General features: G+C 50.4%; 11 protein-coding genes. 4 read left to right on the plus strand and 7 right to left on the minus strand.

Annotation, left to right across the window (positions count from 1 at the left end):
- Window position 1: 1 nt before the first annotated feature.
- Window positions 2–2,176 carry a nitrite reductase large subunit NirB gene (gene nirB / locus AK95_RS32945; RefSeq protein ID WP_071224312.1) on the minus strand — a complete coding sequence of 725 codons (2,175 nt, stop codon included), beginning with the start codon at window positions 2,174–2,176 and terminating at the stop codon, window positions 2–4.
- Window positions 2,177–2,614: 438 nt separating this feature from the next.
- Here nirB and AK95_RS32950 point away from each other — a divergent pair, with 438 nt between their 5' ends.
- On the plus strand, window positions 2,615–3,841 hold the full coding sequence (locus AK95_RS32950; RefSeq protein WP_071224313.1) for a nitrate/nitrite transporter: 1,227 nt from the start codon (window positions 2,615–2,617) through the stop codon (window positions 3,839–3,841).
- A gap of 144 nt (window positions 3,842–3,985) precedes the next feature.
- Here AK95_RS32950 and AK95_RS32955 read toward each other — a convergent pair whose 3' ends face one another.
- Window positions 3,986–4,540 (minus strand): VanZ family protein, encoded by a 555-nt coding sequence (locus AK95_RS32955; RefSeq protein WP_071224314.1) that lies wholly within the window; start codon window positions 4,538–4,540, stop codon window positions 3,986–3,988.
- A complete protein-coding gene (locus AK95_RS32960; protein ID WP_071224315.1) occupies window positions 4,537–5,439 on the minus strand; it encodes a M15 family metallopeptidase in 903 nt (300 codons plus the stop codon). The genes AK95_RS32955 and AK95_RS32960 overlap by 4 nt, the downstream gene beginning before the upstream one ends.
- A 186-nt stretch (window positions 5,440–5,625) precedes the next feature.
- On the opposite strand from AK95_RS32960, the gene AK95_RS32965 reads away from it, so the two are divergent.
- Both AK95_RS32965 and AK95_RS32970 read left to right on the plus strand, forming a co-directional pair.
- Window positions 5,626–7,362 (plus strand): ABC transporter ATP-binding protein, encoded by a 1,737-nt coding sequence (locus AK95_RS32965; protein WP_071224316.1) that lies wholly within the window; start codon window positions 5,626–5,628, stop codon window positions 7,360–7,362.
- On the plus strand, window positions 7,355–9,199 hold the full coding sequence (locus AK95_RS32970; RefSeq protein WP_071224317.1) for an ABC transporter ATP-binding protein: 1,845 nt from the start codon (window positions 7,355–7,357) through the stop codon (window positions 9,197–9,199). The genes AK95_RS32965 and AK95_RS32970 overlap by 8 nt, the downstream gene beginning before the upstream one ends.
- Before the next feature lie 973 nt (window positions 9,200–10,172).
- Here the strand turns inward: AK95_RS32970 and AK95_RS32980 are convergent.
- From AK95_RS32980 to AK95_RS32995, 4 genes are all read right to left on the minus strand, one after another.
- Window positions 10,173–10,985 (minus strand): sugar phosphate isomerase/epimerase family protein, encoded by an 813-nt coding sequence (locus AK95_RS32980; RefSeq protein ID WP_071224319.1) that lies wholly within the window; start codon window positions 10,983–10,985, stop codon window positions 10,173–10,175.
- 77 nt (window positions 10,986–11,062) lie between these two features.
- On the minus strand, window positions 11,063–11,497 hold the full coding sequence (locus AK95_RS32985; RefSeq protein ID WP_071224320.1) for a GNAT family N-acetyltransferase: 435 nt from the start codon (window positions 11,495–11,497) through the stop codon (window positions 11,063–11,065).
- On the minus strand, window positions 11,490–11,912 hold the full coding sequence (locus AK95_RS32990) for a hypothetical protein (RefSeq protein WP_071224321.1): 423 nt from the start codon (window positions 11,910–11,912) through the stop codon (window positions 11,490–11,492). Before AK95_RS32990 ends, AK95_RS32985 begins: the two co-directional genes overlap by 8 nt.
- A 36-nt stretch (window positions 11,913–11,948) precedes the next feature.
- Window positions 11,949–12,560 carry a LysE/ArgO family amino acid transporter gene (locus AK95_RS32995; protein WP_071224322.1) on the minus strand — a complete coding sequence of 204 codons (612 nt, stop codon included), beginning with the start codon at window positions 12,558–12,560 and terminating at the stop codon, window positions 11,949–11,951.
- Window positions 12,561–12,702: 142 nt separating this feature from the next.
- On the opposite strand from AK95_RS32995, the gene pdxR reads away from it, so the two are divergent.
- Window positions 12,703–14,154, plus strand: coding sequence for a MocR-like pyridoxine biosynthesis transcription factor PdxR (pdxR, locus tag AK95_RS33000; RefSeq protein ID WP_071224323.1), 1,452 nt, complete (start codon window positions 12,703–12,705; stop codon window positions 14,152–14,154).
- Window positions 14,155–14,166: the final 12 nt, after the last annotated feature.

Below are 14,166 nucleotides of genomic sequence, written 5' to 3' on the forward strand. Positions count from 1 at the left end.
TTTAACGGACCTGCGCCTCCCATGCATAGCGAGTCAGCTTTTCTGCAAGTTCTCTTTGCAGATCATCGTCAAGAACATTCTCCCGGATCGCCGTCACGCCTGTACGTTCCACCCACCTCCACAGCGGTTCCTCATACATACTGTTCTGACGGTACCACTGCAAGCAAGCAGCTGCGAGCTGAACGACATCTTCTTCACTCTCCGCAACACCGATCAACTGCCCTTCACGGACAGGATGCGCCGCATGTCCGCCGAGATAAACCTCCCAGCCCGCAGGAGAAGCGGAAATTCCGATCCCCTGAACCAGGATGCTGACGGATGACGCTGTGCAATCAGACACCCCTGCACTAACCGGGGAAGGAAGGGACACCTCTCGCCAGCCGGTGCGAAGCCATTCTCCAATTCTACGAATGCTTGCCGCCTCTGGCTTAGATCCTTCCGTGTCTCCCACCCATACCTTGACCCCCTGAAAGGACGCTGATCCCTTATAAAAAACGTCGTCGTCACTTGCTTTAATGGACTGCCTCCGCTCATCAAGGTGAACTGCACCCGTCATTTCAATGTGAAAATAAAATCGTAAGGCTGGACGGCACACCTCACAACCGTCCAGTTTCTTCCAACCTTGTCGTAACATGAAATCCTGAACGGAATGACAGCCTTGATCCACGGCATGAACCACCGCTTGCTTCAATGAAGATGGACCAAGCACCGTGCATTCACATACAGGAACCTCGATTGGCGTTCTGGCTTCCGTAAGCAAACCCTCTTTCCTCTTGCCGCTTCGCATATATTTGACAAGAGCGTCCACCATAGGCCGGCAGCCGCCGCAGGAACCGGATGCCCTGGTATGCTCCTTCACTTCATCCGAGCTTTCCAGATGATGTTCGGTAATGGCCGCCATGATCGCCACTTTGCTGACGCCGTTGCAAGCGCAAACCGTTTCATGTTCCGGGAGCGCCTCTGCAGCGGATTCAGCTGCGCTGAGGCCGCTGCTTTCAGAAGGTATAAGCTCTGACACAGCCGCACCCTGCTGCACCAATGCCAGGAGCGAGGACCCCTCATTCGTATTTCCGAACAGAACCGCACCCGTAACCCTGCCTTTGCGCATGGTCACTTTTTTGTATGTGCCGCATACGGCATCGTAATGCTGAATGGCCGTTTCAGCCCCTTCCCCTGATATCACACCGGCGGAGAATACATCCACGCCCGATACTTTTAGCTTGGAGTAGGGAATCGACCCGCCATAAGGCTCCGCCTCCCGGCCGCAGATGACACGGGCCAGCACCTTCCCCTGCTCATACAGAGGAGCGACCAGACCATAACTAACGCCTCGGTGTTCCGCGCACTCTCCCACGGCATAAATGTTCGGCTCGCTCGTTCTCATGAAGTCATCCACCAGAATTGCCCGCTGCGTTCGAATGCCGCTTCTTTGGGCAAGCTGCACATTAGGCTTGATCCCAACAGCGAGAACGACTACATCCGCATCTAGACGCGTCCCGTCCATAAACCGAAGACCTTGCGCCCTCGTGCGGCCAACAATTCGCGTGGTGTCCTTCGCCAAGTTAAATTGCATCCCTTGAGCTTCAAGTTCCCGCTGCAGCATCATCGAAGCCGTTCGATCCAGCTGCCGGTTCATGATATAAGGAGCATTATGAACCACTTGGGTATCCATCCCGAGATGGAGAAGCCCGCGGGCAGCCTCCAATCCCAGTAAGCCTCCGCCAATGACTGCCGCCTTCGTGTACATCTTGGACATTTCGGTCATTTTCGTACAGTCATCCACGGTCCGAAACGAAATGACTCCTTCCTTATCCGCTCCGGTTATAGGAGGAATGTAGGGAGATGAGCCTGTTGCCAGAATTAACGCATCATACGTTTCCCGTATACCGGAGACTGTCTCGACAGCGCGGGATTTGATATCGATATGACAAACGGTCTCCCCTGCCAACAGCCGAATGCCATGCAGCTCATACCAGGACCAATCGTTCAGAATGATATCCTGGAGAGAATGTTCACCTTGAAGCACTTTGGATAGGAGGATCCGATTGTAGTTGGGGCGAGGTTCGGCACCGAATATCGTAATATCGAAGAGCTCTGGGTCCAGCTTGAGGATTTCCTCAACACATCGTATTCCCGCCATCCCATTGCCAACGACAAGTAGCTTCTTTCTCCTCATGAAACACCTCCACTCCCGCCATGTCATCTTCATGTAAGAAAATAGAAAACGCCCTTTCCCATAATGAGGGGAAGGGCGTCATTGCCTCGAATTCGGCACACCATTGTGCCGATTTTCAATAAAAATCATACATTCAGATTAGTTGATGCACAAAAAAATGTCAATATACATAACACCAAATTCATTTCACTGCTGAATAAATAAATATTCAGCAAAATTATGTAAAGTATATTGACATTCATTTGACCGCTTCTCTATAATGTGAATCATCATAATCAAATGTTATTTTACGGACGGGGACACAATGATGTGTCTTTAGTCTTTGGGCAATGAGGCCGCAAATCGTCTTGGTAAAGGACGATTGCGGCCTTTTTATGCCTGCAGCTGGGAGTCGACACGAATAGAGAAAGTACACATTTTGGATAAGGAGCGATAACGATGGAGAGGAAAGGATTTTGGCAAAGCGGGCATAAGCCCTCGCTGTTCGGTGCTTTTCTGTATTTTGACATCAGCTTTATGATATGGGGCATGCTTGGCCCCCTTGCGGTGGTCATTGCCGCGGATTATCCGATGGACCCGGTGCAGAAGGCAAATCTGGTGGCGCTTCCCGTTCTGGGCGGCTCCATCCTCCGACTCGTATTAGGATTCCTGGCGGATCGCCTGGGTCCCAAACTAACAGCTCAGATTGGAATGATCGTTACGCTGATCCCTTTATTATTAGGATGGTTGTGGGTAGATTCCCTGGATCAATTGTATGTCGTCGCTATTCTGCTAGGGGTGGCTGGAGCTTCGTTCGCTGCAGCTCTGCCACTGGCGGGACAGTGGTATCCCAAGGAACATCAAGGTTTGGCGATGGGAATTGCCGGTGCCGGTAACAGCGGCACGGTCCTCGCAACCCTCTTCGCCAATCGGCTTGCCCAACATTTCGGAAGCTGGGAGATTGTGTTCGGACTCGCCATTATCCCCATCGTGCTGGTCTTCATTTACTTCTCGCTGTTTGCACGCAACAGTCCGAATCGTCCCGCTCCCAAAAGATGGTCCGAATATGGAAATGTCCTTAAGCAGCGTGATGCCTGGGTATTCTGTGCCCTGTACTGCGTGACGTTCGGCGGCTTTGTGGGACTCGCTAACTATTTGACGATCTTCTTCAACACCCAGTACGGTCTCTCCGCGGTCCAGGCCGCGGACATTACCACGATCTGTGTCATAGCAGGGAGCTTCTTCCGCCCTGTAGGCGGGTTTCTGGCCGATCGAATCGGAGGCTCGCGGATGCTCATGTTTCTCTATACCGGTGCGTCCGTCATGCTCATCGGCGTCTCCTTCTTGCCTCCCCTTTGGCTTGTTGTCACGCTGCTGTTTATTGGCATGATGTGCCTGGGTGCGGGAAACGGTTCGGTATTTCAGCTCGTCCCTCAGCGGTTTGGCGGCGAAATCGGGTTGGTTACCGGTATTGTCGGAGCTGCCGGAGGGCTTGGAGGCTATGCTCTGCCGCTTATTCTCGGCCGATTATACCAGGCGACAGGCTCATACACAGCGGGCTTCATTATTTTAAGTTTCATAGCTGCCGCTTCGCTGACCCTTACAGTCGTGATGCAGCTGAAATGGCGGAGAAGCTGGCTTCGCAGTGTGTCATCAGGTCCGCAGGCGGGTTCGGCCAAGCTATAAATGAAAGTCGCTCAGGTTATAACCTCGTCAAACGAATACAAATGTTAAGAACATGTTGATGAAGAGACCAATACCCGGTATTAAACCGGGTATTGGTTATGCTTTGTACCTGTGTTTTTTCAATCCCCTTCTATCCAATCCACTTCAGTTCCTTACTCGTTCGTTCCCAGTTAAAGGCTTACCCGTTCTTTCTCGTCTCTCGTCAATAGGCAGCGTTGTTCCTGAAAAGATTAGCTTCAACATGAGAAACACGCCGTATCCAAGCACACCGCCGGCTGTATTCAGAATTAAATCATCCACATCAAAACTTCCCATTGAAAAAACGAGCTGGGAGCATTCCAGCGTGAGACTCAACCCCAGGGATGTCGTAAAGGAGCCAATGAACCCGAGGAACTTGCTCCTAAGCATAAGACCGACGAATATGCCATTAGGCATGAATATGGCGATATTCCCGAAGAGATTGATCACGTCATGTGGACTCGAAAGATGCCTCATATTCATTCGAATGGATTCAAAAGGCGTGAAATTGGCAAATTGCAATCGATTCTGTGCATATTCAGGGATCTCGGTGGCTCGATGCAGCTGCTGCCACAGAACCGATATATCTACGGAACCGAACTTGAATAGAATCACCTTGAGTAAGACGTAGAGATACAATGAATACGGCAATAATAGTAACCATTTATTCGATATTTTCATTCCGCATCATCCTTGCTTAGCAGTACCGTCACTATGATTCCGTCGATATTGTTTCCAGATATCTCATACTCGCTTCCTGCCGGTATCTCAATCTCCATGTCTTTGGATGTCACGGGTACATACTTAATTTCGTATACCTTCCCCTCTACGGTTGTTCTGTAGCTGGATTGATCCTTTAGGTAATCCAGATATTCCTCCAAGGTAAGATTCAGTTCATTCATGATCATGCTGTGCGGCTGCCCGACATAACGAAAATGCCACGGTTCATACTGAATACCTGTAATCTCTGTCTTGTCCTGAGGATAGCGCAAAATGAATCCGTGCGCCCATGCATGCTCCTTCAGCCATTTCCCTTCGGGCGATCGATCAATCGACTGCTGAGTCGATCCGATATCCATCGAGAGCCCGAGATTATGCTCGCTGTAGCCTGGAGGCAAGGCGTAATCGGAACCTTTTTCACGATAAAGTTGTTCTTGCTCGTCTTCATCCCGATACCCGCTGCTGATCATGAAGCGATTGACTCCATCTTCTCCGGCGGCTTCAATCATATTACGGAAATTCTCCGCCACACTGCGCGATAACCGGATCGTGTTATCCAGAACCACATAACCATGCATTAAGTCTTGATTTTCAAACAATGTTACGATATCCTTCGGCACAGCTTCCGGATCAAGCGGATGATCCTTATTGACCAGAACCAAATTTCCACGTGTCACTTGTTCATCCGTTACACGGATCGTCTGCGTAGCGGATGTCTGATTCGATTGCGTGCCGGAATCCGTCTTCACTTCCTGTCCATCTCTGCTGTCCACCCTATCGTTCACGTTAGGCGTCTCCGTCAGAATGGACTCACATCCGACCAACAGAAATATAACGAGCATGATCAAACCCTTTTTCAACTTCAACAACTCCCTCTAGCTTGGTCTATCCAGATTAATGAATAGAGTTTAAGGAAAAGTAGGAAAAAGTTAAAGTTTTTCTTAAGAGAGATGATTCTCGCCTATTCCTTTTCCCTTTGACAAGATTGAAGCCAATGGCTTAACTTGGTATTTAGACTAAAAAGAATAAAGAAGGTGCCATTATTCTTGCTCAAATTATTCCGTTATTTACGTCCCCACTGGGCTGCGGCCCTGCTTGCGCCGCTGCTTATGCTGCTGGAGGTCGCCATGGATTTGCTCCAGCCCATTCTCATGGCCAGCATTATTGATCAAGGCGTCATGCAGAACGATACGGCCCACATTCTCCATACAGGTCTCATCATGCTGGGTGCGGCTGCCATCGGGCTGCTTGGAGGTCTCGGTTGTACGATCTATTCTTCCATTGCCTCGCAGCGTTTCGGTGCCGACCTGCGCCGGGATTTGTTCCTTAAGGTTCAAACCCTCTCCTTTCGTAATCTGGACGATATCTCAACGGGTTCGCTGATCACACGGCTTACGAGCGACATCCTACAGATTCAGACCATGGTCCAGATGCTGCTGCGCATCTTCGTACGCTCTCCGTTGCTCGCGATTGGAAGCATGATCATGGCAGTGATCATTAGCCCGAAGCTCGCCATCATTCTGGCCATTGCCGTTCCATTGTTGTTCGTTGTGATGTTCTTCCTGATCCGGGCCACCCTCCCTTTATTCGCCACCGTTCAGAAGAAACTCGATAAAGTGAATACGGTCCTGAAGGAGAATTTCGCCGGCATCCGGGTTTCAAAAGCATTCGTGCGAGCAGGGTATGAGAAGGATCGGTTCCATCAAGCGAATACCGATTTCACGCAAGTTTCGGTTAAAACACAACGCATCGTTGCGCTCAATATGCCCATCTTGACCATGATACTGAACGTCAGCATCGTCGTTGTCCTCTGGCTCGGCGGGAAGAACGCGATTGATGGCTCGTTCGAGGTGGGAAGCCTGGTTGCCTTCATCAACTATGTGACGCAGGTGCTGTTCTCCGTTTCCTCCGTGGCGATGATGCTGGTTCGAATCTCGACGGCCAAGGTTTCCGCTGATCGTATCCAGGAAGTCATGCATACGGAATCCGAGATTACAAACGCTGCTCATCCGGCGATAAATGCATACAAGCAGGGAGAAATCGAATTTGACCAGGTGACTTTTTCCTATAAACCGGGGATTCAGAAGCCTGTTTTACATCATGTCAGTTTCAAGGTTCGGCCGGGGCAGACCGTCGCGATTATGGGAGCAACCGGATCGGGAAAAACCTCTCTAGTATCCTTGCTTCCCCGCCTATATGATGTAACTTCCGGAAGGATCTTCATCGATGGAACCGATGTGCGACAATTCGACTTATCGGCGTTACGCGAACGCATCGGCATCGTCCTGCAGGAATCCATCCTCTTCACAGGCACCATTCGCGACAATATCCGCTATGGGAAAGCGGATGCTTCCGATGAAGAAGTGATTGCAGCGGCCAAAGCTGCACAGGCGCATGAATTCATTTCATCCATGCCGGAAGGATACGATACGATGCTTGGACAAAGAGGCGTGAACCTCTCCGGCGGCCAGAAGCAGCGGATATCCATTGCACGGGCATTACTGCTCCGCCCCGCCATTCTGATTCTGGATGACAGCACCAGTGCCATCGATATGGGAACGGAGTCCAGGCTTCAGAAAGAGCTGGCCCGGCTGATGAACGGTCGTACCTGCCTCATGATTGCCCAGCGGATCTCTTCCGTAATTGATGCCGATCGCATTCTGGTGCTGGACGATGGAGAATTAGTAGCGGAAGGTACGCATAGCGAGTTGCTTGCTTCCTGTGAGCTGTACCAGGATATTTATCAATCGCAATTCGGCAAGGAGGTGTCTTCCCATGGCTAAACCCGATCAGGGATCCAAGCAAGGTAATACAGAAGCTTTGGATCTGAGTTTGCGCGGCGGCAGCCCCATGCGCGGAATGACGATGGCCAAGGCGAAGCCCAAAAATACGATGGGAACGATACGCCGGATCTGGGGTTACATTCGACCATTTAAGGGCGGCATGATCGCTGTTTTCTCATTCACGCTCATCACGACGATTCTGTCCCTGATTGCTCCTTACCTGCTGGGAAATGCGGTGGATCATTATGTCATTCCGGGAGATTTTAAGGGACTCATGGGGCTGTGCGTGGTGCTTCTAGCGGTTTACGCGGGTACCGCACTCACAGCGTGGCTGCAGCAGCATGTCATGGTTAAGGTCTCCCAGCTGTCTATCCAGGCCATGCGGAGGGATATTTTTGCAAGACTTCAAGTCCTCCCGCTGCGATTCTTCGACAGACAGACGCACGGCGAATTAATGAGCCGCACGACCAACGATATCGAGAACGTCTCCGGGACATTGAATCAGAGCGTAACCCAGCTCATTTCAAGCGTGCTGTCCCTGGTTGGATCGCTTGCCATCATGCTGTACCTGAACGTATGGCTGACGCTGCTCAGCATGGTGACCATTCCGCTTGTCATGCTGTTCACGAAGATCGTAGCAAGCCGGACAAGGAAGCATTTCTCCAAGCAGCAGAGCACGCTGGGTGAGCTTAATGGCTTTATCGAGGAAACCGTCTCGGGTCAGAAGGTCGTTCAGGTATATCGCCGGGAGCGTCATGCCGCTGCGCAGTTCGATGTCATGAACAAGAAGCTGACCGATGCCAGCATTCAAGCTCAGATTTATTCGGGTACCGTCGGTCCGGTTATGAACGTGCTGAATAACGTCAGCTTTGCTTTAATTGCGGCGGTCGGCGGGTATATGTCATTCAAGGATTTTACTACCGTGGGGGTTGTCGTTGCATTTCTGAACTACTCGAAGCAGTTTCAACGGCCGCTGAACGACCTGGCGAATCAATTCAATCTCGTGCAATCTGCTGTGGCGGGTGCTGAACGGGTCTTTGAGGTGATTGATACCGAGTCCGAGTACCAGGACAATCCAGACGAGAATACAACAGATCACATGTATGGCGAGGTGCACTTTGACCGGGTTTCCTTCAGTTATAAGGAGGGCGTCCCGATTCTGAAGGATGTTTCCCTTACCGCTCGGCCGGGCGAGACGATTGCGCTCGTCGGCCCGACAGGTGCCGGCAAAACCACCATCATCAATCTGCTGACCCGTTTCTATGAGATCGATTCTGGCAAGATCACCATTGATGGAGTCGACATCCGACAGCTTGATAAGGATCACCTGCGTAGCAAGCTGGGAATCGTGCTGCAGGATGCCTATGTATTCTCAGCATCGATTCGGGAGAACATCCGCTACGGCCGGCTTGATGCCTCGGACGAAGAGATCGAAACTGCCGCCAAGCTTGCCAATGCACATGACTTTATCATGAAGCTGCCCGAAGGCTATGATACGCTGCTTCTGTCGGGCGGAGGCAACCTGAGCCAAGGCCAGCGGCAGCTCTTGACGATCGCCCGCGCGGTGCTTGCCGATCCGGTCATTCTGATTCTGGACGAAGCTACCAGCAGCATTGATACGCGGACGGAGATGCACATTCAGACCGCCATGCGCACCCTGATGAAGGGCCGAACCAGCTTCGTCATCGCTCATCGTCTAAGCACAATCCGGGAGGCTGACCAGATTCTCGTCATGAATCAAGGGGGTATCGCGGAGCGCGGCACACACGAAGAGCTGCTGTCCAAACGCGGCTTTTATTACGAGTTATATAACAGCCAGTTTATGTTAAGCGGTTGAAGATGGGTTAGGTAATTTTCTTACAAGCCGCTGACAACAATTAAGAGAGCCGGTTCCATGGAACGGCTCTCTTGTTTGTCTGCTATAAGGATAAGTGTCTTTAGTAATGGGTGTTGCGTGTTGGGTGTTGCGTATCCACTACCTTCTCCTTATTACTGCAGAGCAGAATCTGTATCTGCTTAAGACTATCGGGAATGACACAACCGGACCTGAGCGCCTTTAATTCGATCGAACCAGCTCGATTCGCAAATCGAACGGACATCAGGTCCTTCATTTCCATCAAACCAGTTCAATCTACAAATCGAGCGGACACCAGATCCGTTATTTCCATCAAAACAGCTCAATTCGCGAATAGAACGGACATCAGGTCCTTCATTTCGATCAAACCAGCTCAATTCGCGAATCGAACGGGGCACCCGGGCCTTCAATTCCATCAAACCAGCTCAATCTACAAATCGAGCGGACACCAGGTCCGTTATTTCCATCAAAACAGCTCAATTCGCGAATCGAACGGACACCAGATCCATCATTTCGATCAAACCAGCTCAATCTACAAATCGAGCGGACACCAGATCCGTTATTTCCATCAAAACAGCTCAATTCGCGAATCGAACGGACACCAGATCCGTTATTTTAGTTAGCATAGGGCGAAAATCACACTTTTACGGGGAATAACGTACCTCATGTCCGCTAAACTAGTTAATTTCGTCTTTTTTAACTAAATAACGGATGCTCAGTCCGTTAACAAAACAAATACAATGCGATGCCATACAAATACCATTCAATCGTACATTTGATGCCATACAAATGCCAATCAAGCGTACTTTCGATGCCTTTCAAACGCACTTCCGATGCAATACAAACGCACTTCTAATGCCATTCAAACTTACTTCTGATGCAACACAAATCCCCATCAAACGCACTTCCAATGCCACGCAAAGGCACTACAAGGCCACCATCTCGTACGATCTCATTATTCCAACACAGCTCGACTGGCATTACTCACGATCCGTTTTACAGCCCCGATCATCCATTCCATCTCCACATATTGATTGTTCGGCGCATTGTATTCGACGCCCCAATAGCCCTGGTAACCGCCTGCGAGCAGGCTTCGTACCTTCTCCTCCGCACCGGGATGGACCGCTGTTTTCGCGTCAAAATGAGTATGTACCGTCCACGGGGCAACCATCGCATCCCCTTCAGCCTCATCGGCCTTCCATCTGCCAAGATGAAGCAGAAAACCAAAAGCCGCATGATGGACTTCCTCTGCAAGCCGTTTCATTTCACGCGGAAGCAGCGACGCGCCCATATGATTTTCCGGACCAATGGTATAACCGCCATCCGCTGCACGATCCGCATATTCCCGATAACGTTTAACCGTATACTCGAACTGTTCATCAGTCATCGGCTCCGATCCCTTATAACTGCCGCCGGTGTCGATCCTCACGGTTTCGGCGCCCAGGATTTCAGCGGCATCCAGATGAACCAGCGCATTCTCATACAGCCTCTGCCGAAGATCCGGGTCAGGATCCCATAGATGCGCCCCGTCCACAGCAAAGTTGACCACCCTCATCTCTTTCTCATCCAGTGCCTCTCTGATTTTCCGGATGTAGCTCTTATCAGCAAGCTTATATACGCTGTCGCTCCGATCGATGAAAAAACCGTTCCACAAATCAACCGCATCCATTCGGTACCGGTACTTCACCGTCTCCAAATAACCGAACACATCCATTTTTCCTTCTTGAAACGTATTATAAAAAGAATAACAGCCAATCGAAATGTTCAACTGAATACCTCCTCAGAGAATGAATGAAAGAACTAGCTTCCGTTTATCGCACTTCCAGAAGACCTACGCATCATATCTTACTCGATGATGTATGTAAGATGATGATATTCCCCGCCGGAGAGAAAGCCTCTCTTCCTATGCAGCTGCTCCGCCTGATTTCCCGTCGTTACAAAAAGACGCAGCACAGGATAGTCAGACTCCAAGACGGTTAACGCCCTATCCAACATCGCGGTTGCCAACCCCATTCCTCGATGTTGGGGTAATACGGCGATACTATAGACGAGTGGCAAGCCCTCCCATAAAGAGATCATACATACACCGACGATTTCTCCCGTTATTCGGTCATGTACAACAGAAGATGCAGCCAACAACTTGGGGTCCACGACGTCAAAATATCGTTCCGCATCCTCAGCATAAACCTGGGCTTCCCGCTCATCCGGTCCATTAGCATAGGCTTCCCTAAACACCTCTACAATCTTAGACTTATTATCAATCGTCGGTATTCTATGCATATAATTGAGATCCATCGATGTTTCCAGCTGCTCGGTAGGCCGCATCATGCATCGCCTGGATTTCAACCCGAACGAGACCAGTTTCACGAAAAGCGATCTCCTGCTCAGCTAGAACGTGATATGCATGCAGATCCTCTGTCAATTCCCAAGATTTTAAGGCATAGCTCTTCATCTCATCAATCATCTTGGTGGTTATGGAGTATGGGGGGATGCCAAATACAAGTCCGATGGAATGGTCAGACAAATAAACCCCAACCGCTTTATCTTCGCCTGCGACAACCCAGTAACCATCGTCCGAAGCCGATAGAACCTTGGTTAAATCACCCCAGCTCGGTCTAAACCAATTATTCTTATAATAGGTAGCAAAATATTTCGAGTACATCTTGTGATCCGCCTTTACTAATCTGTATTCCATAACTCCCCCTCCTTATCCCCTTTTCAATTAGGCTCATTATATCAGGCTAACCCCCAGATACCCCGCTGTTCCCCACATAATCAACGCTGATATTCGGTTCAACGTAGACAACCATTTCCCTGATGCATCCATCCTTCCCGCTGCCCTGCCCGCTATTCCTAGACCCAAGAACCACAGCCATGAAACTGCGATGCATACGACGGCAAAGGTCACTTTGTCCATCCCTGAATATTGAAGAGAGCTTGTGCCAATGACCCCCATCGTGTCCAGGACAGCATGCGGATTTAACAAGGATACGGACATGGCAAAAACAATTTGCCTCTTCGGTGTAAACGAACGAGCCTCTTCCAACGCTTGACCCGAAGGTTTGCTCTTCCAGGTCACCATTCCCATATAGACCAGGAAACAGATCCCCAGTGAAAACAGCACCGTTCGGATCCACTCATATTCTAGTACAACAACGGATACCCCCAGAACCGCTAGTGAGATCAGCAGCGTATCACAGAGCGATGCCGTAATTATGGCGGGGAGTGCCTTGACGAAGCGGGATTGTACCGCTCCCTGATTAAATACAAACACGTTCTGGACGCCCAAAGGAAGAATAAGGCCTAATGCCAGGATGAAGCCATGAAGTAAGACACTGATCATATAAAACCAAACCTCCAGTGAATATTTTCACCATTGTAAAGGAGGATGTCGGCTGCGTCTCCAACCAATTGGTTGGCGCTTGAACCAACCAATGAGGTATACTGAGGCATATTCCTACATGAAGGCGGGTTTACTTATACTTATGGCTGAAGAATGGAAATTAAATAAGTACTCCGATGTGCCGCTTCATCAGCAAATTTATGATGATATCAAGAGCAGAATCATGAACGGGGAATGGCCGGTCGGAACCCGAATTCCCACGCAGCGAGAGCTAGCTGCCAAATATCAAGTTAACCGCAGCACCATTGTGTATGCGCTCGGGGAGCTCGCTGCAGACGGTTTAATTGAATCCCGCGTGGGACAAGGGACGGTGATTATCAACAATACTTGGAGTTTACTTGCGGCCACGCCTCCGCCTGATTGGAATCAATATGTAAAATCCGGATCCTATCAGCCCAACATCCAGATGATCCAGCAAATCAATCGTGCGGAAACCGATTCGAACATGATCCGTCTTGGAACAGGCGAGCTCTCGCCCGATCTCCTCCCGACCGACCAAATGCGGGAGACGTTGAACGGCAGGATGTCCAGCCGTTTCACCTTGGGCTACTCGGAACCGAAAGGGAGCCTATATCTAAGAGAAATCATCAGTGAGCATTTGGAAAAGAAAGGGATTATAGCCTCCCCTGCTTCCATACTCATCGTCTCCGGCGGGCTGCAAGGCTTACAGCTGATCTCGCTGGGACTGCTGCATCACGGCTCCTCCATGTTGGTGGAGAATCCCTCTTACCTGAACTCGATCCATGTGTTTCAATCCGCCGGCATGCATTTGCACGGCATCCCTATGGATGAGAACGGGATCCGAACGGAAGCCATCGGAAGACTCAAGCGCCAACACAGGGCTGCCCTGCTGTATACCATCCCTGCCTTTCATAACCCAACCGGCACCCTGATGTCTTCTGACAGGCGGGCAGAGCTGCTTCGGATATGCGCTCAGGAAAGGCTGCCCTTAATCGAGGATGACGTGTATGGGGATTTATGGCACGATAGCCCCTCGCCACCTCCGCTGAAAGCTTCGGATAAACAAGGTCTGGTGCTCTATATGGGCAGCATGTCCAAGACCCTGGGTCCCGGACTGCGTATCGGATGGATCGTCGGGCCTGCGCCGGTCATCGACCGGCTGTCCGACATCAAAATGCAAACCGACTACGGCTCCAGCTCACTTTCCCAGCATGCCGTCGCAGAATGGCTCTCCAGCGGGTTATATGAGAATCATCTCGATCATATCCGGTCAGAGCTGAGGAAACGTCGAGATTTTACCCTATCGTTACTGGAGCAATATTTCCACGATATCGCACACTGGAATATCCCTCAGGGCGGATTCTATATTTGGCTTCGTTTCAAGAACCCCCTCTCCATTCGTCCTTTATTCGAGCAAGCGCTGAAGGAGAGCATTTTGCTTAATCCCGGAAATATATATGATCGTAACGACCAGCAGCATCTGCGCCTATCCTATGCTTACGCCTCGTACGATCAGTTGGAGAGCGGACTTATCCGGCTTGCGGAGCTTATCCGCCTCCATGCGTTGTCATGAAAAAAAGGGCAT

This window comes from Paenibacillus sp. LC231, from assembly GCF_001860525.1.
Taxonomy (GTDB): Bacteria; Bacillota; Bacilli; order Paenibacillales; family Paenibacillaceae; genus Paenibacillus_AQ.